Source organism: Salisediminibacterium beveridgei, from assembly GCF_001721685.1.
In the GTDB taxonomy this organism is placed as follows: Bacteria; Bacillota; Bacilli; order Bacillales; family Salisediminibacteriaceae; genus Salisediminibacterium; species Salisediminibacterium beveridgei.
The window spans coordinates 1,081,405-1,107,118 of the sequence record NZ_CP012502.1; the positions used below are offsets into that span (position 1 = coordinate 1,081,405).

Genomic DNA, 25,714 nt, shown 5'->3' on the forward strand with positions numbered 1-25,714 from the left:
TCGGAAGGGGTGGACGTGTGAATCCAAACTATCGTGTTGCAGTTTTTTTCATTTGGCTGGCACTTCTGCCGCCTTTCGTTTATTACATGATGGAAACAACGGGGGCGTTCTGGCTTGAACATGCCGTTTCCATCACCGGATTTATGATCCTGATCGCTCTCGTATCGCTCTTTCCTGTGAAGATCAAAGGGACGACCTTTATTCCGGTGCACGGGGTATCCCTTGCCGTGTTTTTGCATTTCGGTCTCTTTACGGAAATCATCCTCACACAGATCGCAATTGTGGTGGTGTTGTTGAGCCTGCGGCTTCACCCGAAAGAGCGCTACCGGATGCCATTGAACTCATTGATTTTTTTATGCACATCGCTGCTTTCAGGTGGTGCATTTTTCCTTTTCGGCGGGACTGTCGGTGCCACATCGTTTGAATCCATCGCGAGTCAGCTGGTTCCGGTGCTCGTCTATACACTTACCTATTTCTTTTCGAATAACATGATCATCTTTTTGATCCGCCGTTATTTACTCGGGTTGAAAAATGAACGTTTCTTTACGGAAGGGCTTTACTGGGAAGGGATGACGTCCCTGCTCATTTTGCCGGTGGGTCTTATACTGGCGTATCTGTATCATCAGATCGGACTCGTCGCCCTGCCGATCATCGGTGTGCCTGTCGTTGCTGTCTCGTTGATTTTAAAAATTTACCACGACGGGAAAGAACTGATCGATCAGCTGCAGCAAGTCAGTGAATTCAGCCAGGAAATCAACCGGATGACGGACAGCCAGTCGATGTATGACCGCTACATCGAAGCCTGCTGTGATATGTTTCCGGCAGATGGCGTGCTGCTTTATGATCCCCCGGAAAAGTACACAGAGCAGCTCACGCCTGTTCATGTGGACTGCGGGATATTAAGGACGGACCGGGTACTGGGACACGGAGATGAGGTGAGCCGCCATGTGCTTAGGACGGGTCAGGCCGTGATTATCCGTTCAGACTGGGACGCGATCAGTAAAGGGTTTAACGTCGTATTCCCGAAAGCGGAGTCGGTGCTCTCGGTTCCGGCCCTTCGTGAAGGACGTGTCACGGGGGTCAATACCCTGATCAGTTTTCAAAAGAACGCCTTTACCCGGAGCCACCGGATGCTGCTGGATATTCTTTTGAACCATTTGACCATCGCCATTCAGAATGTGCTTCACCTTGAACGGGCCAGGCTTGAAGGCATGGAGTGCGGACTGACGAAACTGAAGAACTTCCGCTATTTTGAACAGACGCTCAAAAAACGCTATGACCATAATGAAAAGACCTTTGCCCTGATCCTGCTCGATCTGGACTATTTCAAACAGGTGAACGATCAATACGGTCACAGCGCAGGGAATGACGTCCTCTATCAGGTGGCACGGGTGATTGAGGCGCATGTGCCAAAGAAAGAGGGCAATGTCACGGCCCGCTATGGCGGCGAAGAATTCGTTGTCCTGCTCGACGATGTGACACCTGAGGAAGCGCAACATGAAGGAGAGGCGTTACGTGAGGCGATCGAACAAGCCACGTTCACGGTCTTTAACGACCTGACCAGTCATCCCGACCAGGTGCTTTCGCTCACGTTAACGGCGAGCATCGGTGTGGCGACAAGGAAAGATCCGGAAGATCCCCTGTCCATTTTACGCAAGGCCGACCGGGCGATGTACATGGGCGCGAAAAATAAAGGCCGTAATAAAGTAGCAATTTATTAAAGAAATCACAAAATTGTTAAAGACGAGCTGTGATAAAAGTGGTACAATGGCAACAATATACAACTATACATAGGATAACGGGGTGCTTGTATGACAACAGTCTTATTTTTTATCGTGGGTTGGGGCCTTTTGTTCGTTTTATTGCTGCTTTTGCCTTCGATATTTCCAAGGAAAACCACCGCTGTTCTGGCACTGATCTCAGGGATTACCGCCATGCTGATGATAACGGCTGAAGTATGGGTATCCTGGCAGATGGCTTTGGTGACGGGGATCCTTTTGATCGCGGTATTCAGCTTCCTCGTGTCGAGAAAAGTGGCGATTGCAGAGGACACTGAAGAAGAGGCAGGGGAGTTATATCCTGAAAGAGTGAGCTACCAGCGTTTTGAACGATCATCACAGTCGCAGCAGGCAGTCCGGGCAACGGAGCCAGAAGAAGCGGCCGGACACGAAACCGGAACAGAAGACGCCCGTCAACCTGACGAATCGAAATCCGACCGCAGGTTAAACCGGTTTGTCGTTGACCCGGAAGACGAAACCGCTGAGACAGACCCGGATCCCTCCGGGCGTTCGCGATTGATCATTGAGGATGAAGACGCGACCCTGACCGAACGAAAACCCCTGAATGAAGATGATTCCGTTCCGCTGAAACGAAGGGACGCCTCAATGGACGCCGAGGAGTTCAGTGAGGACAAGACAGACGATGGCCCGTCAGAGGATAAAAAATAAACTGAAAAGCATAAGGGGGGATGAGTGTAATGAAGCAATCATTTTTAGGCAGTATCCTGATTATGTCCATGAGCGTTCTGTTTCTGATTACTTTTACATATGCAACATCATTCACGTACGAAGTCCTTTTTGAAGAGGAACGCCTGGAGTCGACGACGCAAATCGCGTCTGTCGATGTCAGTGAGATGAGCCGCGAGGAAGCCAGGGCGTTGCTTGAAGAAGAAGTCGTTGATTGGCAACAACGTGCCGTGATGGAAATCACCTGGTTTGACGAAGTGATTGAACTTCCTGGTAACGCTGTTGATTTTCAAATTGATGACACACTGGACCGTTATTTCGACGGTGAACCGGTTGAAGAAGGGATGATCACAAGCGCCAGAACGTCGGTACTTGAAGATGAGCTGCGTGAAATCGCCTTACCGGAGAACATGGTTGATCTGGTGGACATGACTGCACTAGAACAGGAAATGGAGAATCAGGCTTCAACGCTTGAGATGGAGATCCTGATCCCGCTCCATACCGTGCTGGAGCCGCATCACCGCCTGAGTGAAGAAGAGATGACGACCATCTCACGGACCCTTGAGCAGGGCCCGCTTCTGACGGATTGGCTGTCTTCAGAGCCGGAGATTGAAGTGGCACCGTATGAAGTGATCCACCTGAGTGAATTCATCTATACCTTTAATGGCGGAGAGCTGATGAATGTTGTCAGTTCAGCCGTCTATGAAGCGGTATTGCATGCGGATTTTGACATCATCGAACGGCATATCCGAGAACAGCGTTATCCGAATGTTGCTCTGGGCTTTGATGCTTATATGAACGAAGACGAGCGGGACCTTGTGTTCAGAAATCCGATGGACGTGCCGTATACCATCAGTTTTCATGACGTGCAAAATGGCTTCGAGGTCCGGGTGACGGGTTTTGACCTGCCGTACCGCCTCGAAGTGACACTTGAAGATCAGAGCACCGTGGAACCGAAAACGCGGGTGACCTATTCCGATGATCTCCCGGCAGGAGAAGATCGGATTGAGGAGACAGGCACGGACGGCGAATTTGTCCGCGTCGTCCGCTCCCGGTTCAATGATGTGGATGAATTGATCCAGGAAGAGGAAATCAGCCGTGATTTTTATAAACCGGAACACCGCCTCGAAGTCCGCAGTATTCATGAGCCGGAACCGGAACCAGACGAAGAAAACGGCAATGGCTTCAATGGCGGGAACGGCTCGCCAGGCGGGCCAGGTGATCCCGATGATCCAGACAATTGGGATGAGAACGGCGACTGGACCGGGAACGGCGAGTGGGACGAAAACGGTGACTGGAACGGCGACTGGAATGGAAATGGCAATGGCGAGAGCCCGCCTTCCGGATGGTCACCGCCAGGAACCGGTAACGGAGACGATACAGAGAACGGTGAGGACAGAGGCTCTTATGATGAGAACGGTACCTATATCCCGCCGTCGACAGATGACGAAGGAAACGAGATTAAAGGACACTAATTTCGAACAGGAGGATCCCGCCGTATGGTGAGAAAACGAAAGCGAATTGGAGATCTTCTTGTCGATGCAGGCCTCATTACCGAGGCCCAAGTGCAGGAAGTACTCAGTGTAAAAGGGAATGACAAGCTCGGAAACGCACTGATTTCCAGAGACTACATTACAGAAGACCAGCTGATCGAGGTGTTGGAATTCCAGCTGGGGATACCCCATGTGCATATTAACCAGCAGCCCGTTGATGAAACAGTAACAAAACTGCTGCCGAAAGATTTCGCAATCCGAAATGTAGTCTTCCCCATCTTGAAGAAGAACAGTCATCTGCTGGTCGCAATGGCGGATCCGATGGATTATGTCACCCTCGAAGACATCCGGATGACGACCGGTTTCGAAGTGGAACCGGTCATTTCCGGACGAAAAGAAATTCTCAATGCCATCGAAAAATTTTACGACGAAGATCAGGACCTGAACCTCGATATTGCAGAAGAAGATACGCCGGATGTGCTGTCTGTTGCCAATGTGGACGAAAATGAAGAAGATGCTCCGATCATCTCCCTCGTCAATAAGATTCTTGTGAAGGCGATCAATAAAGGCGCTTCGGATGTACATATTGATCCACATGATAAAAAGGTGATCGTGCGCTACCGGGTAGACGGCATCCTGATGACGGAGCGGGCCATTGCCAAATCCGATCAGAACGCGGTGACGGCCCGGATTAAAATCATGGCCAGCCTGAACATTACGGAAACGCGACTGCCGCAGGACGGCCGGGTGAAAGTATCCATCCAGGGAAAACCGGTGGACCTGAGGATCTCCATCCTCTCCACCGTGTTCGGTGAGAAGATTGTCATCCGGATTCTCGACGTCAGTAACGCCGTGAAAGAAACGTCTCAAATCGATTTGAATCAGACCAACTACACGCGCTTTAAGCGCATGATCAGCCGCCCGGCTGGCATCATTCTGATCACCGGTCCGACAGGTTCCGGGAAAACCACAACCCTCTATGCGGCAATGACCGAGCTGAACACCCCGGACGTGAACCTGATCACGATTGAGGATCCCGTCGAGTATCAGGTGAAAGGGATCAACCAGGTGCAGGTGAATTCGGCCATCGGCTTAACCTTTGCCAACGGCCTCCGCTCCATTTTGCGTCAGGATCCAAATATTGTTATGGTTGGGGAAATCCGGGATAAGGAAACCGCTGAGATTGCCATCCGGGCGTCTCTTACCGGACACCTTGTGTTCAGTACGATTCACACCACCAGCGCTATCGGGACGATCCCCCGCCTGATTGATATGGGCATCGAGCGCTTCCTCGTCATGAGTTCCCTGTCCGGGATCGTGTCGCAGCGCCTCGTGAGGCGGGTGTGTACCGAATGTGCGGAGGAATACGAACCGACGTCCGTGGAACGGGAAATCTTTGAGAAAAAAGACATTCCGATTACCACACTCAAGCGAGGAACCGGCTGTGCCAACTGTAACGACACGGGCTACAAAGGCCGACTCGCCGTCCATGAAGTCCTTGAAGTGGATGACACCATCAGGCGGATGGTCATGAACAAGCAGCTGATGGAAGATGTCCGGAAGTATGCAGAAGAAAACAAGATGATCTTCCTCTTGGAAGACGGCCTCATGAAAGTAAAAGAAGGACTGACGAGTCTCGCAGAAGTGTACCGGGTTGCCATGGATGAGTAATGACAGTAACCACACATCGGTCAGGAGTGAGTGTCTATGAAAGAAATGATTGAAGAACTTCTGAAAAAAGCCTACACCGTCGGTGCGTCGGATTTACATCTCACCGTCGGTGTCCCGCCGATCTTAAGACGGAACGGGGAGCTGGAGAAAGTGGGTGATGAGAACCTCAAGCCTGCGGACACGGAAGGTATGGCGCGAGCAATCGTACCCGAAGAACTCTGGATGAACTTCGAAAAGAAGGGTGAACTGGATTTCTCTTACGGGTTACCCGGTGTATCCCGGTTTGGAATCAATACGTACTTTCAGCGCTCCTGTGTGAGCCTTGCGATCCGGGTCATTCCATCGGAGGTCCCGACGATTGAGGAACTGAAAATGCCGAAACTGCTTGAAGCCATTGCAGCAAGGCCCCAGGGACTCGTTCTCGTCACCGGCCCGACAGGCTCCGGGAAATCGACGACCCTGGCGGCGATGATCGACTATATGAATACACAGATGTCACGCCATATCATCACCCTGGAAGACCCGATCGAATATTTGCATAAACATAATCAGTCAATCATTGACCAGCGGGAAATCGGCTTTGACACACAGAACTTCGCCAACGGGCTTCGGGCGTCACTGCGTCAGGACCCGGACGTGATTCTCGTCGGTGAGATGCGTGACCTTGAAACGATCTCGACTGCGATCACCGCAGCGGAAACCGGTCACCTGGTGCTCGGCACCTTGCACACGACGGATGCCCCGTCCACCATTGACCGGATCATCGACGTCTTCCCGCCTTCCCAGCAGGACCAGATCCGCATCCAGATGGCATCGGTTTTGACATCAGTCATCTCGCAGCGGCTGTTGCGGACGGCGGACGGCAAAGGCCGGGTCGCGGCGACTGAACTGTTAATGAACAACCCAGCGGTGAAGAACCTGATCCGAAGCGGGAAGATTCACCAGATTCCGTCGACGATGCAGACCGGGAAAGCGGAAGGCATGCACACCATGGAAATGTCGGTCAGATCACTGTTGAAAAACAGAAAGATCAGAGAAGAAACGGCGGCGTATTTTTTACCGGAGTAACGTGAATCTAACAAAAAGCAGGGGATATTATGGCTTTTTATCAGTACGAAGCCCGCACAAGGCAGGGTGAACTCTTATCAGGCAAAATCAAAGCCGACTCTCAGATTGAGGCGGAAAAAAAGCTCGTCGGGGATAAAAACCTCTCGGTGCTGCAGATGAGCAAGATGCAGGGGATCCTTTATCAGGATCTGGATCTGTTCAACCGCGTCACCAGTAAGGACATGGTCATCTTTCTCAGACAGATGAACACGCTCCTGGCCGCAGGGATTCCTCTCGTCGACAGCATCAATCTGTTAAGCCAGCAGGCGCCGAACCGGCTGTTACGATCGGCACTGGCGGAAATCGAAGATGATCTCCGTCAGGGGGTCAGTCTCTCCCACGCCGCAGAGAAGCACCGGAAAGTCTTCCAGCCCCTCGTGATCAACATGATCCGCGCCGGGGAAGCCGCAGGTATTCTGGATGAAATCTTTGAGCGCCTTGCGATCTATTATGAAAAGCAGAACGCGACGAAGCAGAAAGTGATTTCCGCTTTGGCCTACCCATCCACCTTGGGCGTTGTGGCCATCGGGGTGGTCATGTTCCTCCTAGCCGTTGTGGTACCGTCCTTTGCGGACATGTTCGCAAGCTTTGACAGTGAACTGCCGTGGATCACGCTGTTTGTCCTCCATGCAGGGGAATGGACCCAATCCTACGCCTGGGTGATCATTATCGCCTTCATTTTAGCAATCGTCGGGATCCGTGTCGGACGGAAGAATGATGACATCCGCTATTATCTCGACTATGCGATGCTGAAGCTGCCCATCGTCGGACCGATCCTGCAGAAGTCGGCCCTGGCCAGAATGTCACGGACACTGAGCTCGCTTTTCACAAGCAGTGTGCCTGTCCTGCAGGCAACGTCGATTGTCGAGCGCGTCGCCGGGAACGAAGTGCTGGCGAAAGTGATCCGCAATATCCGAGCCTCCCTGGAAAAAGGGGAATCCATGGCCGGCCCGATGCAACATCACTGGCTCTTCCCGCCCCTGGTGGTTCAGATGGTCACCGTCGGCGAACGCACCGGTTCCCTCGATCAGATGCTCGACCGGGTCGCGATCTTCTATGAAGACGAAGTGGATCAGGCTGCCGAACGGCTGAAAAGCATGATGGAACCCCTCTTAATCGTCGTTCTCGCCGTGATCGTCGGCGTCATTGTCGCATCAATTGCAATCCCGATGTTCGAGATTTTCGATACAATCGGCTAAATAACTAGTATTTTTCTATTTTTATTTCAAAAATTGATAAATAACGTAATAAAATTGTAGCGAAATGCATTTAAAAGTAGTATAATCAAACCAATATCACACGTTGGTTCCAATCGGAACCATGTATAAAGGATGATTGAATCAACTGGGACATATTTTGTTCCATACAAAGCACTTAAAAAATTGGATGCGATGAAGAAATGGGTACTATGTGGGCACTTAACCATTTCGGAGCAAGTAGTGCAACCGGCCGGACGAATCTACTTTGTTGGGCTGTTTTTTGTATATTTTCATACCAGATGAAAAGGGGTGAGACGAAAACGTGATACGAATACGAAGCTTTTTGAAGAATCAAAAAGGTCTGACCCTGGTCGAACTGCTGGCCGTCATCGTGATCCTCGGCATCATCGCCGCCATCGCCGTCCCGGCCGTGGCCAACATCATTGACAATTCACGAAAAGACGCCCACGTCGCCAACGCCGAAAGCCTCTACAATGCAGCAAGGCTTGCGGTGGTATCAGAGAATCTGAATGCAGATCCCGAAGATGAAGACGATTTTTGGACGTTTTATGCAGATGATACCGCGACTGACCGTGACAATGAGGTATTGAATCTGGTGGATGAAAGATATCTTGATTCCGGACCGCAGAATCCAGAAGGTGACGGTGTCTACTCTGAAGCAAATGTAGAGTATAACGGGGAAGAATACACCGTAACACTGGACGAATATTTCGGTGAGGATGGTAAAACAATCACCGAGATCAGGGCTGATGGCAGAGATGCCTTAGAAAATTAATATACTTTAGAAACAACCGGATCTCTGAGTTACCTGCGACAATTATCGCAGAGCTGACAAAGGTTTCGGAGCACTAAAATACATTAAAAAAAACTTAGAGGAGTGGGGAACATGAAGAAATTCTTAAAGAACCAGAAAGGTTTAACGCTTGTTGAATTGTTGGCCGTTATTGTTATTTTAGGTATTATTGCAGCGATTGCCGTACCAGCCATTGCGAACATTATTGACAACAGTAGAAAGGACGCCCAGATTGCAAATGCGGAAGCGATGTATGATGCAGCTAGATTAGCTGTTGTTGGTGAAAATGTAAATTCTGAAGCACATTTTTATGCAGAAATTGATGACGATTCATCTCCTGGTGATAATGCTCCTGGAACGGGATATGATTTAGTGGATTTAGGATATATGGATGCAATTCCAGAAAATCCAATGGGAGATGCTGAATTTGATCAAGCTTTTATAACTTATGATTCAGAAACAGGTGATTATGTTGTCTATCTAAAGGCTGGTGAGACTGTTTATTTTGATGGAGATTACACTATTGCTCAAATTAGAGCAGAAGGTAGATCTGGATTAGAAACATTACCTTTTTCTGATTAATAACGAAATTCACTACTTCATTGATATTAATAAAAAAAGACTCTCCGGAGTCTTTTTTTATTAAATGACTCATCTTTGATTGTAAATCACTGAATTTACGCAGATTATTTTAATAATCTTCCTTCTTTTTGTTTATCCTGTGCGTAAAAACATCTATACTAGAGGAAGAGGCTGGAATTGACGGGAAGGGTTGGGCGAGTGATGATGGACTGGGTGAGTGTGGTGTATCTCGGAACTGCAGGGACAGTACTTGGTTCTTTCTATAATGTGGTCGGCCTTCGGGTCCCTGAAGGCATTCCCTTTACAGGGAAAGAACGCTCCCGCTGTCCGTCTTGCGGGCATACCCTTTCCGCCATCGAACTGGTCCCCGTTCTTTCCTGGGTCTTTCAGCGTGGACGTTGCCGGCATTGTCAAGGATGGATTTCGCTAAAGTACCCCCTGGTGGAACTCAGTACCGGACTCTTGTTCGTCCTCTCGTTCATAGTGTTTGGCTGGAGTCTGGAACTGATTGTGGCACTATTATTTGTCTCGATGCTCACCATCATCACCGTGAGTGACCTGGCGACGATGCTGATTCCGGACAAGATCTTGATTGCCTTTGGTGTCCCGGTTTTGTTCTTACGGCTTTTTGTAGCACCTCTTGATCCTTGGTGGTTGGCAATCGTTGGCGCAATGACAGGCTTCGGGATCCTGCTGCTTCTTGCCATTGCCTCAAAAGGAGGCATGGGTGGCGGTGACATCAAGCTTTATTTCGTTATCGGACTGGTTTTGGGTCCTGCCGCAACGGTATTATCGTTGTTTCTCGCAGCTTTCGTAGGTCTGATCTTCGGTCTGCCTGCAAGGCTCTCCGGGAAATCAAAACGCGGTACCCCGATCCCGTTCGGACCGTTCATTGCATTAGGCGCCGTTATCGCCTACTTTTACGGCACCGAACTCATCAACTGGTACACCTCATTCCTGCTCTGACGCATGAAGTGAAAGATATAAAAATAAAGCAGTTCTTTATCACGAAACAGGTTGATAATCATCCTTGAAGGTGAGCGATGGTGGCGACTCTGAAGGGATCAGCGAATGTTTTTGTGCGACGAGTAACCGCAGGAGCAAAGTCTGAAAATCGACTTTCGCAAAGCGGAAGTTCGTTGAAGACGAGCCCCTCAGAAAGCGTCCACCATCAGCGAACCGGAAGGTTCCCTGTGCTTTAAATTATTATCAATAGGTCATTCAACCGCTTTGAAGCAAGATCGTATTGAAAAAGGCTGGCAAATCAGTCACAGAAAGAAGGGATACAAGCTATGGATATCGTATTGAACAAACCGACACGACATGTCCTCGTCATTCATGATCACGTCATCCGATACGTCAAAGGCAGAGGCAGCACCCTCGATGAGCTGAAAGTCGTTCGCGACCGCTACTTACCCCCAGGCACCATCGAAAACGGTGTCATCAAAGAATCGGAAACCCTCCTGGCCATCCTCGGGGAAATGAAGCGGGAATACCGCTTGCAAAAAGGCGATTTATACATAACCTTACCGAATGAAACGAATCTCATCCGCCGCCATCAGATCCCGGCGGAAATACCCGAGGAAGAGATCCGTGGCTACATCTTTGACCAGCTCGGTAACGATCTGCACCTGCCGATGGATGATCCCCTCTTTGACCACTGCATCATGGATGACAATGACGCAGAGAAGGACCTCTTGTTGTTCGTGTCGTCGCAGGACGTCGTGGACGCCTATCTGCGGCTGTTCTTTGATCTGAAGCTGAACCCTGAAGTGATTGATTTTTCAACGATCTGCATCGAGCGCTTTCTGGAGAATCAAAATGCACATGACCTGACCGGTCACTATGCGATTATCTCCTGTTTTCCAAATGACCTGGTCGTGACCATCTTCCATCACCAGTATCCCCTGATCACCCGCTCCATCCCGACGGAGCTGAACAAAGAAGAGTGGCAGGTTGTCGGTACTGACAGTGATCAGCTGAGGTGGGGCGGGTCCATTGAGGATCTGAACGATCTTTGGCTCGATAACATCGCTGAGATCGATCGCTTGTTATCCTTCTATCAATTTAACTACCGGAAAGGTGAAGGCGGCGTTGAGCGGATCTTCCTGACCGGAGACCACCCGCAGCTGACGCACTTCGAAAAATTGTTCAAAAAACAGATCGACGGCATGACTATCAATCGCCTCGATGCGGTTATGGGTAAAAAAGGAATGATGGTCGAACCTCACTTTTTCGAAGCAGCTGGTTTGATGATGAAAGGTGAGGTGAAATAAATGGCTGTTGAAATCAATCTGTTAAAAAAACCGAAAAAAAGAAATCGAACTTTGCTTCCGGCATGGTTCTTGCCGTCTTACTGGTCATTCTCGCCAACGTCATTATCGTCTATTTCGGCGCGATGGCTGACCGGGAAGCTTCGGAATTGGAGAGAGAACGTCAACTTCTCGAAGAACAGGCGGACCAGTTGGAAACCGAGATATCCGAAATGACCCAGGGCGAGCATCAACTGTTGTTTGATGCGATTGAAACCGTCGAAGGACAGGTGATCCCGACGGCCGAACTCTTGACGGACATGGTGGCCCGTATGCCGGAAGAAGGCTATATGGCCATGTTCGATTTCGTCTATCCGAATCAGCTGGAGATGAGTTTTTATTATCTTGAGCTCCCTGACGTGGCATATTATCTTGACTCTTTACGAAATTCGCCGTATGTTGAACATGTAGATGTGCACACCATCAGTGGCGAAGAAGTGGATGAAGCCGTGGAGGAAGACGAAGACTTTCAAGAGGCTGTCAATGAAGACGATACGTTCTGGTACGACGAATTTTTCCCGAATTACCTCTCCACATACACCGTCACACTGGATATCGATGAACTGACCGGGGCGGTGGAAGAAGATCCTGAAACGGAAGCGGACGATACCGTGGATGAGGATGAGGAAGATCCGGATGAGTTGGATGATGAGGGGGAGGTAACCGATGAATAAACGCGAACGGATACTGCTTATCGTCGTGATCGCCGTTTTAGCGGCAGCCTCTTTCTATGCCACCTTCACACTGTATACAGCACCGGCCATGGATGAGCGGGATCGCCTGCAGTCAAACGTGGAAGTTGAGGAAGAACGCGTCGAGATGCTCGGATATGAACTTTTGGAAAAAGAACGGGAACAGGAAATGGGCGTTGAACATACCGGTTCAGCCCAAAGGAAAGTCCCTGTTCAAGAGATGACCGATCAGGTCCTGCTTGGTCTGAATCAGGCGCAGGAAGTCAGCGGTGTGGTCATTCAGGACATCTTTATCAATCATAATGCGATCGTAGACCCGATTCGTCTCGACGAAGAAGACAATGAGGTCTCAGAAGAAACGGAAGAAGACGGGGAAGAGCCCGTCGATGTCGATTCACCGTTGGACGGACTCGAGCGGCAGGTGTTCACGATGGAAATCAGGGTGAATCAGTACGAAAACCTCGCCCGGTTCATCCATGAACTCGAAGCACTTGATCGGGTGATGAATGTGGAATTCATCTATTTCACAGGTGCCGACGACGTGCGGATTTTTGACGGGGCCAGTGATATCTTCTTTGAATTACAGGCGTCCGCCTATTTTTACCCTGGTCTCGATACGCTCCGGGATGAAACACCAATGCCGCATTACATGCCGTCAGAGGACCGCGAACAGCCATTTTATGAATGATGATGCAGTGGAAAGGGTCCTTGAAAGGAGCCGGCGATGAAGAAGAAATCAAGCAGAATCACCTCTCTTGAACATCATCGTAAGAAGCGGGCAAACGTGCACAACAATCGGCAATTCAAGGCTGTGGAGGGGGAAAATCTCGTCGATTTCACCTCGCGTAAGAAACAAAAAGAGATCATGAATGACATGTATCTCGATGATGGGGACAGCTCCGGCGGTCCCCGTCTTCCGCCAAACGTACGAAAAAACCGTTCGATGGTAGACTATCAGAAAGGCCCGGTGTTCTGGCTCATTCTGATTGGCGTGCCAACGGGGTTCGTTGCCAGTGTGCTTTTTGCATCCTGGCTTTTCGTGCGTTTCTGGTATTGAAGTCAGCACGCATAAACGCGATAATAAAGAAGCAGTCAATTTTGCAACTAATGTGATACAAAGGAGACAGACGTCATGGCAAATGAAGAACTATTTCGCGTGGAAAAGGACCTGATGGGGGAAAAACAGATCCCGAAATCCGCCTACTACGGGATTCAGACCGTCCGGGCCAAGGAAAATTTTCCGATTACGGGGTATCCGATTCATGAAGAACTGATCCGCTCTCTGGGCTATGTAAAAAAAGCGGCGGCCAAAGCCAATATGCAAGTGGGGGTTTTGAACAAAACGATCGGAGAAGCGATCATGAAGGCGTCAGACGACGTGATTTCCGGGAGTCTGAATGACCATTTCATCGTGGACAGCATCCAGGGCGGTGCAGGAACGTCCATGAACATGAACGCCAATGAGGTCATCGCAAACCGGGCGATTGAGTACCTCGGCGGGGAGAAGGGGCAATACATCAAGGTCAGCCCCAATACCCATGTGAATATGGCCCAGTCGACGAACGACGCGCTGCCAACGGCCATTCACCTGGCCGGCTTATTTTTGTCGGACGGGCTCATTGAAGAACTGGAACAACTGATTGCCTCTTTAAAAACGAAAGAAGAGGAATTCGACAGTGTCATCAAGATGGGCAGAACCCACCTGCAAGATGCGGTGCCGATTCGTCTGGGGCAGGAATTCGGTGCCTACAGACGCCTTCTGACAAGGGATCTGAAGCGGATTCAGCGATCGGTGGATCAGCTGTATGAAGTGAACATGGGGGCGACGGCCGTCGGGACCGGCTTGAATGCCATGCCGGAATACATTGAAGCAGTGACGAAGAATCTGGCGGAGATGAGTAAGATGCCGATTCACGGTGCGGAAGATCTGGTCGATGCGACGCAGAATACCGACTCCTACACGCAGCTGTCCAGTGCGATGAAGATCATGGCCATCAACCTGTCCAAAATGGCTAACGACCTGCGGCTGATGAGTTCCGGACCGAGAACCGGCTTCAATGAGATCAATCTGCCGCCACGGCAGGCGGGATCCTCGATCATGCCGGGGAAAGTCAATCCGGTCATGTGTGAAGTCGTCAATCAGGTCTCCTTTCAGGTGATCGGGAACGATCAGACGATCAGCCTTGCCTCGGAGGCCGGGCAGCTGGAACTGAACGTGATGGGACCGGTGCTGGTGTTTAACCTGTTGCAGTCGTTTACCGTGCTGCAAAACGGGATCCGCGTCTTCCGGGAGTATGCCGTGGACGGGATTGAAGCGAACGTGGATCATAACCGGGAGATGGTCGAAAACAGTGTCGGCATCATCACGGCCATCAACCCGCATGTCGGCTACGAAACGTCGGCGCGCATTGCAAGGGAAGCGATCCAATCGGGGCGGCCGGTGCGGGAAATCTGCATCGAGCGGGGCATCTTGTCCGAAGAGGAGCTCGACCGCATTCTCGATCCAGGGGAAATGACCCGTCCGGGGATCGCTGCGCAGGAACTCATATTCGGAGAATAAATGTTTGTATTTCTTGTGAACAATCCCGGTATACGCTTGTCAACAAAGGAAGAGTTCTCTATGCTTAACCATGAACTCTTCCTTTTTGTTTTTAAAAGATGAAGGAGGATCATGTATGCAACCACTGATACTGGCTTCCCGTTCACCTCGGCGTCAGGAACTGCTCAAACAGGTCAACATCCCGTTTGAGACGATGCCAAGCGATGTGGACGAAAGCCGATACCCGAAGGAATCCAGTCCGACGCAGTATGTGGAGACCCTTGCCTGTGCCAAGGCGGACCACGTTTTACAGCAGCACCCCGGCCGAATCGTTCTCGGTTCTGATACCGTCGTCGTCATCGGTGACAAGATTCTCGGGAAACCCCGGGACACCGAAGATGCCAGGGAGATGCTGAAAGAGCTGTCAGGACAGGTGCACAGCGTTCTCACAGGAGTGGCTATACTTTCTGACGACAGACGTACCGTCTTTCATGGACGGGCGGACGTCCGCTTTTACCAACTGACAGATGAGGACATACAACACTACATAGACAGCGGTGAACCGTTCGATAAGGCGGGTGCTTATGGCATTCAGGGGCTCGGGGCCATGCTGGTGGAGGAGATCAAAGGCGATTACTTCACCATCGTTGGCATGCCTGTCGCCCAGGTTGTTCGTGCATGGCGTTCATTTTCACAGTAAATCAGTCTGACTGATTCTCAGGGAGGAAAATGATGTGGCAATGGCACTGACAATGAACGATGTACCAAAGGTGGAACGTCCTCGGGAACGGATGCTTCTCGAAGGGGCACAAGCCTGCACGAATCAGGATTTAATCGCCATTTTACTCGGTTCCGGAACGAAAAAGGAATCGGTATTGGATTTGTCCAACCGGGTGATCCAGCATTTTGACGGGATCCGGCTTCTCGAAGAGGCAACGATTCATGAACTGACCGCCATCAGCGGAATCGGTGAGGCGAAGGCCGTGCAACTCAGGGCCGCGATTGAGCTCGGAAGACGGATCCGGGCCTATCCGAAAGAAACGAAATACATTATCCGTTCGCCCAAAGATGCCTCGGATTATGTCATGGAAGACATGCGGACCTTGACGCAGGAACATTTCGTCTGTCTCTTTTTGTCCACAAAGAACCAGATCATACACCGGCAGACGATCTTCATCGGGAGCCTGAACATGAGCGTCGTGCACCCAAGGGAGATATTCAAGGCCGCCATCCGCTATTCCGCGGCGTCGATGATCTGCATCCACAACCATCCGTCAGGCGATACGACGCCGAGCCAGGAAGACATTGAGGTGACAAAACGGCTTGTGAAAGCAGGCGCGACGATGGGCATCGATGTCCTCGATCATCTCATTGTCGGTGACCGCACCTTCTGTTCATTAAAGGAAAAAGGATACGTATAGAAAAAACTGGCACACCTCTGCCCTGTAAATGCTATACTACAGGTTAGGGGTGTGCTTCTGTTTACCGTGAAGATAGGCAGACGTCACTTCGGTATGATAGGATAAAATGAGGAATTTTATGGGATAGTCGTAAAAGGCTACTCAATCCGGGTGACTTTGAGTATAATGAAGCGTACCGGGTTTTTCCGGACGCTCATAAACGGAGCAGATTGATCATTCTAAAATGGCTGATGACAGAAGCGTTCCGCTTCTTACATACGAAGGGAGAAATTGATTCATGTTTGCAGGATTTTCGAAAGACTTAGGGATTGACTTAGGCACAGCGAATACGCTGGTGTATGTAAAAGGTAAAGGGGTTATTTTACGGGAGCCGTCCGTTGTGGCGATCCGTCAGGATACAGGGACGATCGAAGCCGTCGGAAGCGACGCACGAAACATGATCGGCCGGACACCAGGAAATATCGTGGCGATCCGTCCGATGCGTGACGGGGTCATTGCCGATTTTGATACAACCGCGACGATGATGAAACACTTCATCAAACAGGCACTAAGAAACCGTTCGATCTTTACACGAAAGCCCAACGTGATGGTCTGCGTACCGACTGGGATCACAGCTGTGGAAAAGCGCGCAGTGGAAGATGCGACCAAGCAGGCGGGTGCGAAGGAAGCCTATACCATTGAAGAACCGTTTGCAGCAGCCATCGGGGCGAATCTGCCCGTCTGGGAACCGACAGGCAGCATGATTGTCGATATCGGTGGCGGCACGACGGAAGTGGCGATCATTTCCCTCGGCGGGATTGTGACAAGCCAGTCTGTGCGCGTGGCCGGTGACGAGATGGATGAGTCCATCGTGCAGTACATTAAGAAAAAATACAGCCTCATGATCGGGGAACGGACCGCAGAGGCGATCAAATTCGAGATCGGGTCTGCCTCGATTGCGGACGCCGTCGGTGAAATGGATATCCGTGGCCGCGACCTCGTGACAGGTCTGCCAAAAACCATTTCGGTCACGGGAGAAGAAGTGTCCGGAGCGCTTGAGGACACGGTCAATGCGATTATCGCTGCAGTGAAAGACACCCTTGAACAGTCCCCGCCGGAGCTTGCTGCGGACATTATGGACCGGGGCATTGTCCTGACAGGTGGCGGTGCGTTGTTAAAGAACATCGATCACGTCATCAGCGAAGAAACCAATATGCCGGTCCTGGTTGCAGAAGAGCCGCTCGACAGCGTGGCGATCGGTACAGGCAAGGCGCTCGAGAACCTGCATTTGTTCCGCTCAAAAGCGGGGATTACAGCACGTTCGAATCGAAAATAACAAGTAGGTGTCATACATGCCATCATTCTTTTCCAATCAACGTTTAATTGTGCTTCTGGTCTGTCTTGTTCTTCTCGTGGCGCTTGTGGGATACTCCATGAGTGACCGTGAGAACACGACACTCCCTGAGCAGCTTGTAACGGATACCGTGGGGGCTGTTCAGTCCGCCTTCTCAAGACCCGCTCATTTTGCAGCGGGTCTCTTTGAAGATATCCGGGATATCCGTAATGTCTATGAAGAGAACCGGGCACTGAAATCCCAGCTCGATGAATATGCGTCACTGCAGGTGGAGGTGTCCGAACTGCGCCGGCGTAACGAAGAACTTGAAGGAAGCGTTGAACTTCAGGATGATCTCTACGATTACAGCATCCGCACGGCACTGGTCATTCAGCGTTCTCCTGACCGCTGGAACGAGCAGGTCGGAATCAATAAAGGGGCGCAGGACGGAATCGAAGAGAACATGGCCGTGGTGACGTCGAAAGGACTCATCGGAAAAATCAACCGGGTGTCCCAGTTCTCGTCCACCGTGCAGCTGCTCAGCGATCAGTCTGCGACCAACCGGATTTCTGCGATGGTCAGCGGGGAGGAAGAAACCGTGTACGGTTTTATCGAAGGAACCGATCATGAGAGTGGCGCACTGCGTTTTGCGAAGATTGATATCGATGCCTCCTTCGAACCGGGGGATACCGTGAGCACGTCAGGTCTTGGCGGTGTATTTCCGAGAGGGCTCGTCGTCGGTGAAGTCATCGCCGTTGAAAATGATGAATACGGACTGACGCAAACGGCACTCGTGGAACCCTCTGCGAATTTCTATCATATTGACTACGTTCAGGTGGTGGAGCGGGGTGCTCCGGAACTTGAAGAGGCGGGTGAGGAAGAATGATCTTCCGCTACGGGTTTCTTACCCTGCTTTTTCTCGTATTTATCTTTGAAGGGACCGTTTACCAGGTATTTGCACCTGATTTTCGCGGGAGCAATCTCCTGTATATTCCCCGCTTCCTGTTTATGCTGATTTTGACTGCGGGGATTTTCAGAGGCCGCGGATTCGGTCTGGCCTACGGGGTGACCTTCGGGGCCATGTACGACATTGTCTACTCGGAAGTGCTCGGCATTTATACCTTCGGCTTCGGTCTCTTTGCCTATCTTCTGGCATTGTCCTTTCCGTTTGTCAAACAGCATTTATCGGTGATTGTGCTGATCGTCATCACAGGGGTTGTATGTTTAGAATATTATGTTTATGGTATGATGAGTTTAGTTGGTTTGGCAGCGGTGCCACATGAGGCTTTCCTCTTTGACAGGCTGGTTCCGACGGTGCTGATGAATACCGCGGTCATGATCGTACTCGTCTGGCCGATGAAAAAATGGTTCGATTATATTGAACGGCACATTCAGGATAGCGATGGGTAAATACAATACTTTTGCCGGGTGAAAGGAGCATGATGATGTCAGATGGGATTTCGGACGTTGAGCTGGTCAGCCTCCGCGGAACAAAAGGCGGGTTGTCAATCCAGCTCGATGATGGAGCGGATTGGGAAAAAGTCGTCGGACGGCTGCAGGAGATTCTGCAGGATCAACCTGCGAATCATTCCCCGCTGAGTGCGTCTCTCGTGTTAGGGAAGCGTTATGTAACAGAGAGAGAACTGAACCGCTTGAAGGCGATGATGGAGAAACAGCACAATATCATCATTCGTGATGTGGAAAAAGAAGTAATCACCATTGAAGAAGCCAAATCGATGGTAGAAGAACAGGCCTTTCACCAGGAAGTCCGTATGGTCCGTTCCGGACAGGTGCTGGATTTCAAAGGAAGCGTGCTCCTTGTCGGCGATGTGAATCCGGGCGGCGTCATACGCGCAAGCGGCAACATTTACATATTGGGACACCTGCGGGGCATCGCTCATGCAGGGGCGTCGGGTAATCCATCCGCAGTCATCTGTGCCGCGGTCATGGAACCCAGGCAGCTCAGGATTGCCACCTCGATTTACCGCTCTCCTGAAGCGATGGAGGCCCTGGAGGAACAGGAAAATGACGACCAGCAGCCAGTGAATGATGGTCATCTCGAATGTGCCTACCTCAATGAGAACAATGAGATGACGGTGGAACGGATTCAGAAGATCCCAAAAGCCATCATCCAAACCGATACAGCGATTCATTTTAACCGATAGACTGAAAAATGAGCAACAGGAATGATGAAAGGGGAGACGAACGTGGGAGAAGCCATTGTCATTACATCAGGAAAAGGCGGCGTCGGAAAAACAACAACCACCGCCAATATTGGAACGGCCCTGGCACTGTCCGGAAAAAGTGTCTGTCTGGTCGATACGGATATCGGACTACGGAACCTGGACGTGGTTATGGGGCTTGAAAACCGGATCATTTATGACCTGACGGATGTCATTGAAGGCAGCTGCCGGATTCCGCAAGCTTTGATCAAGGATAAGCGTTTCGAGCACCTGAATCTCCTGCCGGCGGCGCAGACGAAAGACAAGTCTTCAGTGAATCCGGAAGACCTCGAATGGCTTGTGGGAGAATTGAAAAAAGATCATGATTACGTACTGATTGATTGTCCTGCAGGCATCGAACAGGGATTTAAAAATGCGATTGCCGGTGCGGATCATGCGATTGTGGTCACGACGCCTGAAGTGTCTTCGGTACGTGACGCTGACCGGATCATCGGCCTCCTCGAACAGGAAGACCGCATTCAGAGTAAGCGCATGATCGTCAACCGCATCCGAAGCCGGATGGTGCAATCGGGCGATGCCATGGACGTCGATGAAATCGTGACGATACTTGCCATTGATCTTCTGGGCATTGTGCCGGATGACGACAGCGTGATTCTGTCATCGAACAACGGGGAACCCATCGTCATGAACCCGAAAGCCAAGCCGTCCATTGCGTATCGCAATATTGCCAGAAGACTCAACGGGGAGAGTGTCCCCCTGATGAGTTTTGAAGAAGAACCGGGGATGTTTGACCGGTTTAAGAAACTGTTTCAGTTTTCCAAGTGATCTGAATACGATGAACGAGCACCTCTTTCCACCCTGGAGAGAGGTGTTTTTCCGCGTTGTGGCAGGCTTTTTTAAAAAATCTAAAAATTTATGAGAAAAACACTTGAAATCGATACCATACAGGTTTATAATACGAAGTATGAAAACGATTACAGGTGCTCATCAATGACTTTTTATGTGCAAAATGATAGAAAGGAGATTGATTTTTTCTAGTACTGACCTGAAATCGTTATCATACACATCATCCATGATTCTAATTTTTCAAAGGGGGCAACACATTATGAAAGTTTGGAAAAAAGTAGTGACAGGTTCTGTGGCTTTGACCATGGCAGGAACGCTTGCAGCTTGCGGGAACGATGACAATGCTGACAACAACGCACCGGCAAATGACGCGGCGGATAACAACGCCAACGAGAACAATGTCAACGACAATGATGAGAACGATGAAGAAGCAGCTGAAGATCAAGAAGAAGTAACGATCACGTATGCACGCGGTTATGATGCAACGGGCGCAACAGACGTGCTGATTGAAGAATTCATGGCAGAAAACCCGCATATTACAGTGGAGTTTCGTGAAATGCCGGCGGATACCGGTCAATCTCATGACCAGTATGTAACGGAATTCAGTGCAGGTGACGACACCATCGACGTATTTGACGCAGACGTGATCTGGCCGGCGGAATTTGCACAGGCGCAATACATCCTCGAGCTGGACCGCTTTATCGAGCGGGATGACATTGACATGGATGAGTTCTTCCCGGGAACCGTACAATCCGGTCAATACGAAGGACGACAGTGGGCGATGCCGAAGTTTACCGATGCCGGCTTACTCTACTACCGCTCCGATATCGTCGACACACCGCCTGAAACTTGGGACGAGCTGATTGACATGGCCGGTGAGTACATGGGCGAAGAAGGCACGGAATACGGGTACCTGATGCAGGCCAACCAGTATGAAGGCCTTGTCGTTAACGCGGTCGAATTCATTGCCTCTTACGGCGGTGCAGTACTCGACGAAAATGAAAATGTTGTCGTGAATTCACCTGAAACGGTTGCCGCCATCGAAAAAATGGTCGAAATCGTTGAATCGGATATCACACCAAGCAACATCAACAACTTCATGGAAACAGAAACGCACAATGCGTTCTTGAACGGGGATGCAGTCTTTGCCCGAAACTGGCCGTACATGCAAGCCATGACCGAAAACGAAGATGAGTCGAACATTGCTGGTAACTCAGCGTTTGCACTGCTTCCTGCAGGTGATGACGGAAGCGCGTCAGGCCTTGGTGGCTGGATGACGATGATCAACCGTAACTCGAATCATCCTGAAGAAGCCTGGGAACTGATGAAGTTCATGTCCAGCTATGAAGGACAGAAAATTTCTGCCATCGAAGGCGGAAATGCACCAACGATGCGTTCCCTTTACGATGACGAAGAAGTACAGGATTCAGCACCATTGTTCGCAGACCCTGAATTTGTGGAAACACTGGAAAATGCCGTACCGCGTCCAGTATCGCCAATCTACCCGCAAATTTCAGACCTGATGCAAATTGAGCTTTCCAGAGCCCTCGCAGGTGACATTTCACCTGAAGAAGCTGCAGAAAATATGGAACAAGCTATTACAGACGCACTAGCTGAATAATTCAACGGTGCAGGGGGATGTGGACGCTCTGTTCACATGCCCCTGTTCTTTCTTGAATGGACTCTGCTATAATGAAAGGGGTTTTCGGAAAAAACGGGAATCACCAAGTATATATTCAGATCGGCAGGCGATGACCATGGCTACAATCAAAGAAGTTGCAAAACGTACTGGTATGTCTCCCACGACCGTATCCAGAGTCATAAATAATCACCCTTATGTAGATGATAAGAAACGCAAAATTGTCCTGGAAGCAATGGATGAGCTGGGTTACGTACCGAACTCATCAGCACGCAGATTGCGGGGACAGAAGACGAATACAATCGCTGTCATTATTTCAAGAATCGTCAACCCATTCTTCAGTCATCTCGTGGATGCGATGGAAATGATTGCAGGTGAACGCGGCTACCAGCTGATTCTCTGCGATTCCAGGCTTGATAAAGAACGGGAACTTCGTCACCTTGAACTGTTGAAGGCAAAACAGGTGGACGGTGTCATTCTCGCTTCACTTCAAAATGACTGGGAAACGATTAAACCTTTCACCAAATACGGTCCGATTGTCATGTGTAACGAATACGACCGCAGAGCTGAGGTCCCGATGGTCCGATGCAATCAGCTTGAAGGCGGCTATATCGGGACACGTCACCTGATCGATAAAGGGCACACAAAGATTGCCTATGCAGGCGGCGCAGACCGGATTGAATTAACGAGGGACCGGTGGCACGGGTTCCAAAAAGCAATGGAGGAAAGTGGCTTAACGATCCCGCAGGAATGGACGTTTCCGAGTTTTTATGGCATTGAAGATGGAAAGAATATTTTCCACCGGATCTATGCGATGCAAGATGGCCCCACTGCAATTTTCGCAGGGGGAGACGAAGTGGCAGCAGGTATTATCAAAGAGGCCAAACGGTTTCATTGCCGTGTGCCGGACGATCTGGCAGTGGTCGGTTATGACGATCAGCCGTTGGCGAGCCTGATTGATCCTGGCATTACGACGATCCATCAGCCGATGCAACTCATGGGAACAAGGGCGATGGAAATCATGGTCGACATGATCAAAAACCAGCGCAACGTGACGTTTAGAGAAGATATTCTGCCATTGGAATTAGTGATCCGTCAGTCGACCTGACGGGTTGATTCTCAGGGATTTCCACTAGTTCTACTGAAAACGATATCATATATTAAAATAATGTTTGAGAGGTCAACAGAAGTATTTTCAGGCCGAAGGAGGAACAACCATGGGCAAAGATAAAAAGAAAAAATTCCAGCTGAATGAAAAACAACTGGGGTATATGATGGTCCTGCCTGCACTGATCCTGATCGCAGCGGTAACCCTGTGGCCCGTCGCCCAGTCGTTTTACAACAGTATGTTTGATTATCGTCTGAACGACCCGACCAGGAACCAGACGAATGTGAATTACCAGGTCGATTTAGAGGCCTATGTCAATAACTTTTTCTACTTGGAGCGGGATTTAGGGGATGCGGCGGAAAGCGTGACGGAACCTGAGTTTCAGACATCCATTGAAAACTCAATCGAGGAGATTCAGTCGGCTCACGCAGATCTCGTCGAACAGTTTCCGGATGCCTATGAAGAAGTGGATGAACTGTTAATGTCCTTTGAACCTGTAAGGGACTCGGATTTACGTTATCAGACGCTTGAAAATGATTTTGCAAGGGAATACCGCGATTTGATTGTGGATCTTCAAGATGAGATGGAAGGCTACCGTGATCAGCTCGAAGACGATGCGGCTGATGATTACCTGGCTGATGCCTCGTCTTCTCTCAGGCAGATGGAGCGTTCACTCATCGAACCAAACTTTATCGGTCTGTCGAATTACGGGAAGTACTTAACGGATGGCAGGATGTGGCAATCGTTATGGAATACAACGTTCTTTACCGTCATTTCCGTCTTTTTTGAATTAACCATCGGTCTTGCGGTGGCGCTGGTCATTAACCGTGCCTTCATCGGGCGGGGGGCAGTCCGTGCAGCCGTCCTGATTCCGTGGGCAATCCCGACAGCGGTCAGCGCGATGATGTGGAGTTACCTGTATGATGGGCAATTCGGTATCGTTGCCCACTATTTTGCACAGCTCGGACTCATATCGGATTCCTCGGTCCTCTTAAGTACAGGTTCCGGGGCCATGTTCTCGATTATCCTGGCTGACGTCTGGAAGACGATGCCGTATATGGCTTTGCTCCTGTTGGCCGGCCTGCAGACGATTTCCGAGTCACTCTATGAAGCGGCTGAAGTGGACGGTGCCGGGAAATTCCAGCAATTCGTCTACATTACCTTGCCGATGTTGAAATCAGCGATTCTGGTCGCCTTGTTGTTCAGAACACTGGACGCCTTCCGGGTGTTCGACTTGATTTATGTTCTGACTGGCGGTGGACCTGCCAACAGTACAGAGTCCATCTCGGTTTACGCCTATCAGGTGCTCTTTGCGCAACAGAACTTCGGTGAAGGTTCCGTCTTGTCCGTGATCGTCTTCGTCTCCATTGCCATCATCAGCATCATCTTTATCAAGCTGATTGGTTCGGAGCTGTTCGAAGGCAGAGTGAAAAAATAAAGGAGGTCTACCAACATGCGAAAAAAAGCAGGTGTCGGCTTTTATGTCTTTCTGAGCTTGTTCATCTTCGTGATCATGTTCCCATTTCTATGGGTCTTCCTGACATCGATCAAGCCGACTGGTGAATTATTTGGCGGTTTTAACTGGTTTACAGCCAATCCGACGATTGCATCTTATGAAAGTGCCATCACGACACGGCCATTGTTTCTCTATATCTGGAACAGTACGGTTGTATCCACACTGACAACGGTTCTCGCGATCAGCGTAGCCTCTTTGGCAGCCTATGCGCTGACGCGTCTGCCGATCAAATTTAAAGGAACGATTCTCGGGATTGTGCTCGCTGCGGCGATGTTTCCGCAGATTGCGATTATTTCCCCGATCTTTAACCTGATTCAGGGACTGGGCCTGCGTAACAGCTACATCGGCCTCGTCATTCCCTATATCACGATCAGCTTGCCGCTCGCGATTTGGATCTTGTCGACATTCTTCCAAAAGATTCCTTTTGAATTGGAAGAATCGGCAAAGCTCGACGGTGCAACGCCTTTTCAAACGTTCCGTAAGATCATCTTTCCACTGGCAGCCCCCGGGGTCTTCACCACCGCGATCCTGGTGTTTATCGCAGCCTGGAATGAATTCCTGTTTGCCCTGACGATCAACTCGGCTGACAGCTGGCGCACGATCCCGGTTGGTCTCAGTATGTATCAGTCACAGTACACGGTTCCGTGGGGTGACATTACCGCAGCAACGGTTATGGTGACCATTCCGATTGTGATTGTGGTTCTGATCTTCCAACGACGCATCGTGGCAGGTCTGACCAGTGGTTCAGTAAAAGAATAGACCGTATGAATCTGTACCCTCCCGGTTTTCCGGGAGGGTTTCTTCAGTTATAATCA

25 protein-coding genes and 1 riboswitch are annotated in these 25,714 nt (G+C 50.2%); all 25 genes read left to right on the plus strand.

Annotated elements, in window-relative coordinates; translation table 11 throughout:
* The first annotated feature begins 17 nt into the window (after window positions 1-17).
* The 25 genes from BBEV_RS04895 (at window position 18) to BBEV_RS05015 (ending at window position 25,658) form a co-directional block, all read left to right on the plus strand.
* Complete coding sequence (locus BBEV_RS04895) at window positions 18-1,721, plus strand: sensor domain-containing diguanylate cyclase (protein ID WP_069364450.1); 1,704 nt, start codon at window positions 18-20, stop codon at window positions 1,719-1,721.
* A 90-nt stretch (window positions 1,722-1,811) separates the two neighbouring features.
* Window positions 1,812-2,447: a hypothetical protein gene (locus tag BBEV_RS04900; RefSeq protein WP_069364451.1), complete on the plus strand. Its 636-nt coding sequence runs from the start codon at window positions 1,812-1,814 to the stop codon at window positions 2,445-2,447.
* 29 nt (window positions 2,448-2,476) lie between these two features.
* Window positions 2,477-3,940, plus strand: coding sequence for a VanW family protein (locus BBEV_RS04905; RefSeq protein ID WP_069364452.1), 1,464 nt, complete (start codon window positions 2,477-2,479; stop codon window positions 3,938-3,940).
* Between the two features lie 24 nt (window positions 3,941-3,964).
* Window positions 3,965-5,629, plus strand: coding sequence for a GspE/PulE family protein (locus BBEV_RS04910; protein ID WP_069364453.1), 1,665 nt, complete (start codon window positions 3,965-3,967; stop codon window positions 5,627-5,629).
* Window positions 5,630-5,665: 36 nt separating this feature from the next.
* The gene (locus BBEV_RS04915; protein ID WP_069364454.1) at window positions 5,666-6,697 is read left to right on the plus strand and encodes a type IV pilus twitching motility protein PilT; all 1,032 of its coding nucleotides are present in this window, start codon (window positions 5,666-5,668) and stop codon (window positions 6,695-6,697) included.
* Window positions 6,698-6,726: 29 nt separating this feature from the next.
* Window positions 6,727-7,935 (plus strand): type II secretion system F family protein, encoded by a 1,209-nt coding sequence (locus tag BBEV_RS04920; RefSeq protein WP_069364455.1) that lies wholly within the window; start codon window positions 6,727-6,729, stop codon window positions 7,933-7,935.
* Between the two features lie 176 nt (window positions 7,936-8,111).
* A riboswitch (cyclic di-GMP riboswitch) is annotated at window positions 8,112-8,196 on the plus strand.
* A 61-nt stretch (window positions 8,197-8,257) separates the two neighbouring features.
* Window positions 8,258-8,731 (plus strand): type II secretion system protein, encoded by a 474-nt coding sequence (locus BBEV_RS17105; protein WP_232318262.1) that lies wholly within the window; start codon window positions 8,258-8,260, stop codon window positions 8,729-8,731.
* 111 nt (window positions 8,732-8,842) lie between these two features.
* A complete protein-coding gene (locus BBEV_RS17795) occupies window positions 8,843-9,331 on the plus strand; it encodes a pilus assembly FimT family protein (RefSeq protein WP_084007224.1) in 489 nt (162 codons plus the stop codon).
* Between the two features lie 204 nt (window positions 9,332-9,535).
* A complete protein-coding gene (locus BBEV_RS04935) occupies window positions 9,536-10,297 on the plus strand; it encodes a prepilin peptidase (protein WP_069366599.1) in 762 nt (253 codons plus the stop codon).
* Window positions 10,298-10,623: 326 nt separating this feature from the next.
* On the plus strand, window positions 10,624-11,607 hold the full coding sequence (gene pilM / locus BBEV_RS04940; protein ID WP_069364456.1) for a type IV pilus biogenesis protein PilM: 984 nt from the start codon (window positions 10,624-10,626) through the stop codon (window positions 11,605-11,607).
* A 62-nt stretch (window positions 11,608-11,669) separates the two neighbouring features.
* Window positions 11,670-12,317: a PilN domain-containing protein gene (locus BBEV_RS04945; protein WP_069364457.1), complete on the plus strand. Its 648-nt coding sequence runs from the start codon at window positions 11,670-11,672 to the stop codon at window positions 12,315-12,317.
* Complete coding sequence (locus BBEV_RS04950; protein WP_069364458.1) at window positions 12,310-13,023, plus strand: hypothetical protein; 714 nt, start codon at window positions 12,310-12,312, stop codon at window positions 13,021-13,023. The genes BBEV_RS04945 and BBEV_RS04950 overlap by 8 nt, the downstream gene beginning before the upstream one ends.
* 36 nt (window positions 13,024-13,059) lie before the next feature.
* Window positions 13,060-13,392, plus strand: a complete 333-nt coding sequence (locus BBEV_RS04955) for a hypothetical protein (RefSeq protein ID WP_069364459.1) — start codon at window positions 13,060-13,062, stop codon at window positions 13,390-13,392.
* Between the two features lie 75 nt (window positions 13,393-13,467).
* Window positions 13,468-14,895 carry an aspartate ammonia-lyase gene (gene aspA / locus BBEV_RS04960; protein ID WP_069364460.1) on the plus strand — a complete coding sequence of 476 codons (1,428 nt, stop codon included), beginning with the start codon at window positions 13,468-13,470 and terminating at the stop codon, window positions 14,893-14,895.
* Window positions 14,896-15,010: 115 nt separating this feature from the next.
* A complete protein-coding gene (locus BBEV_RS04965; protein ID WP_069364461.1) occupies window positions 15,011-15,574 on the plus strand; it encodes a Maf family protein in 564 nt (187 codons plus the stop codon).
* Between the two features lie 40 nt (window positions 15,575-15,614).
* Window positions 15,615-16,295, plus strand: a complete 681-nt coding sequence (gene radC, locus BBEV_RS04970) for a RadC family protein (RefSeq protein ID WP_069366600.1) — start codon at window positions 15,615-15,617, stop codon at window positions 16,293-16,295.
* Window positions 16,296-16,572: 277 nt separating this feature from the next.
* Window positions 16,573-17,610, plus strand: a complete 1,038-nt coding sequence (locus BBEV_RS04975; protein WP_069364462.1) for a rod shape-determining protein — start codon at window positions 16,573-16,575, stop codon at window positions 17,608-17,610.
* A 16-nt stretch (window positions 17,611-17,626) separates the two neighbouring features.
* Entirely contained in the window at window positions 17,627-18,493 is an 867-nt protein-coding gene (gene mreC / locus BBEV_RS04980) for a rod shape-determining protein MreC (protein ID WP_069364463.1), read from the plus strand.
* Complete coding sequence (gene mreD, locus BBEV_RS04985) at window positions 18,490-19,017, plus strand: rod shape-determining protein MreD (RefSeq protein WP_069364464.1); 528 nt, start codon at window positions 18,490-18,492, stop codon at window positions 19,015-19,017. Before mreC ends, mreD begins: the two co-directional genes overlap by 4 nt.
* Window positions 19,018-19,052: 35 nt before the next feature.
* Window positions 19,053-19,772 carry a septum site-determining protein MinC gene (locus tag BBEV_RS04990; RefSeq protein WP_069364465.1) on the plus strand — a complete coding sequence of 240 codons (720 nt, stop codon included), beginning with the start codon at window positions 19,053-19,055 and terminating at the stop codon, window positions 19,770-19,772.
* Between the two features lie 42 nt (window positions 19,773-19,814).
* On the plus strand, window positions 19,815-20,615 hold the full coding sequence (gene minD / locus BBEV_RS04995; RefSeq protein ID WP_069366601.1) for a septum site-determining protein MinD: 801 nt from the start codon (window positions 19,815-19,817) through the stop codon (window positions 20,613-20,615).
* A gap of 280 nt (window positions 20,616-20,895) precedes the next feature.
* Window positions 20,896-22,257 carry an ABC transporter substrate-binding protein gene (locus BBEV_RS05000; protein WP_069364466.1) on the plus strand — a complete coding sequence of 454 codons (1,362 nt, stop codon included), beginning with the start codon at window positions 20,896-20,898 and terminating at the stop codon, window positions 22,255-22,257.
* A 136-nt stretch (window positions 22,258-22,393) separates the two neighbouring features.
* Entirely contained in the window at window positions 22,394-23,383 is a 990-nt protein-coding gene (locus BBEV_RS05005; RefSeq protein WP_069364467.1) for a LacI family DNA-binding transcriptional regulator, read from the plus strand.
* Between the two features lie 109 nt (window positions 23,384-23,492).
* On the plus strand, window positions 23,493-24,821 hold the full coding sequence (locus BBEV_RS05010; protein ID WP_069364468.1) for a carbohydrate ABC transporter permease: 1,329 nt from the start codon (window positions 23,493-23,495) through the stop codon (window positions 24,819-24,821).
* A 15-nt stretch (window positions 24,822-24,836) separates the two neighbouring features.
* Window positions 24,837-25,658: a carbohydrate ABC transporter permease gene (locus BBEV_RS05015; RefSeq protein WP_069364469.1), complete on the plus strand. Its 822-nt coding sequence runs from the start codon at window positions 24,837-24,839 to the stop codon at window positions 25,656-25,658.
* Window positions 25,659-25,714 lie beyond the last annotated feature (56 nt).

Excerpts from the sequence above, each read along its gene's own strand:
- BBEV_RS04900 (WP_069364451.1), top strand. The coding sequence starts at position 1,812 with ATGACAACAGTCTTATTTTTTATCGTGGGTTGGGGCCTTTTGTTCGTT.
- BBEV_RS04905 (WP_069364452.1), top strand. The coding sequence starts at position 2,477 with ATGAAGCAATCATTTTTAGGCAGTATCCTGATTATGTCCATGAGCGTT.
- BBEV_RS04910 (WP_069364453.1), top strand. The coding sequence starts at position 3,965 with ATGGTGAGAAAACGAAAGCGAATTGGAGATCTTCTTGTCGATGCAGGC.
- BBEV_RS04915 (WP_069364454.1), top strand. The coding sequence starts at position 5,666 with ATGAAAGAAATGATTGAAGAACTTCTGAAAAAAGCCTACACCGTCGGT.
- BBEV_RS04920 (WP_069364455.1), top strand. The coding sequence starts at position 6,727 with ATGGCTTTTTATCAGTACGAAGCCCGCACAAGGCAGGGTGAACTCTTA.
- BBEV_RS17795 (WP_084007224.1), top strand. The coding sequence starts at position 8,843 with ATGAAGAAATTCTTAAAGAACCAGAAAGGTTTAACGCTTGTTGAATTG.
- BBEV_RS04935 (WP_069366599.1), top strand. The coding sequence starts at position 9,536 with ATGGACTGGGTGAGTGTGGTGTATCTCGGAACTGCAGGGACAGTACTT.
- pilM (WP_069364456.1), top strand. The coding sequence starts at position 10,624 with ATGGATATCGTATTGAACAAACCGACACGACATGTCCTCGTCATTCAT.
- BBEV_RS04945 (WP_069364457.1), top strand. The coding sequence starts at position 11,670 with ATGGTTCTTGCCGTCTTACTGGTCATTCTCGCCAACGTCATTATCGTC.
- BBEV_RS04950 (WP_069364458.1), top strand. The coding sequence starts at position 12,310 with ATGAATAAACGCGAACGGATACTGCTTATCGTCGTGATCGCCGTTTTA.
- BBEV_RS04955 (WP_069364459.1), top strand. The coding sequence starts at position 13,060 with ATGAAGAAGAAATCAAGCAGAATCACCTCTCTTGAACATCATCGTAAG.
- aspA (WP_069364460.1), top strand. The coding sequence starts at position 13,468 with ATGGCAAATGAAGAACTATTTCGCGTGGAAAAGGACCTGATGGGGGAA.
- BBEV_RS04965 (WP_069364461.1), top strand. The coding sequence starts at position 15,011 with ATGCAACCACTGATACTGGCTTCCCGTTCACCTCGGCGTCAGGAACTG.
- radC (WP_069366600.1), top strand. The coding sequence starts at position 15,615 with ATGGCACTGACAATGAACGATGTACCAAAGGTGGAACGTCCTCGGGAA.
- BBEV_RS04975 (WP_069364462.1), top strand. The coding sequence starts at position 16,573 with ATGTTTGCAGGATTTTCGAAAGACTTAGGGATTGACTTAGGCACAGCG.
- mreC (WP_069364463.1), top strand. The coding sequence starts at position 17,627 with ATGCCATCATTCTTTTCCAATCAACGTTTAATTGTGCTTCTGGTCTGT.
- mreD (WP_069364464.1), top strand. The coding sequence starts at position 18,490 with ATGATCTTCCGCTACGGGTTTCTTACCCTGCTTTTTCTCGTATTTATC.
- BBEV_RS04990 (WP_069364465.1), top strand. The coding sequence starts at position 19,053 with ATGTCAGATGGGATTTCGGACGTTGAGCTGGTCAGCCTCCGCGGAACA.
- BBEV_RS05000 (WP_069364466.1), top strand. The coding sequence starts at position 20,896 with ATGAAAGTTTGGAAAAAAGTAGTGACAGGTTCTGTGGCTTTGACCATG.
- BBEV_RS05005 (WP_069364467.1), top strand. The coding sequence starts at position 22,394 with ATGGCTACAATCAAAGAAGTTGCAAAACGTACTGGTATGTCTCCCACG.
- BBEV_RS05010 (WP_069364468.1), top strand. The coding sequence starts at position 23,493 with ATGGGCAAAGATAAAAAGAAAAAATTCCAGCTGAATGAAAAACAACTG.
- BBEV_RS05015 (WP_069364469.1), top strand. The coding sequence starts at position 24,837 with ATGCGAAAAAAAGCAGGTGTCGGCTTTTATGTCTTTCTGAGCTTGTTC.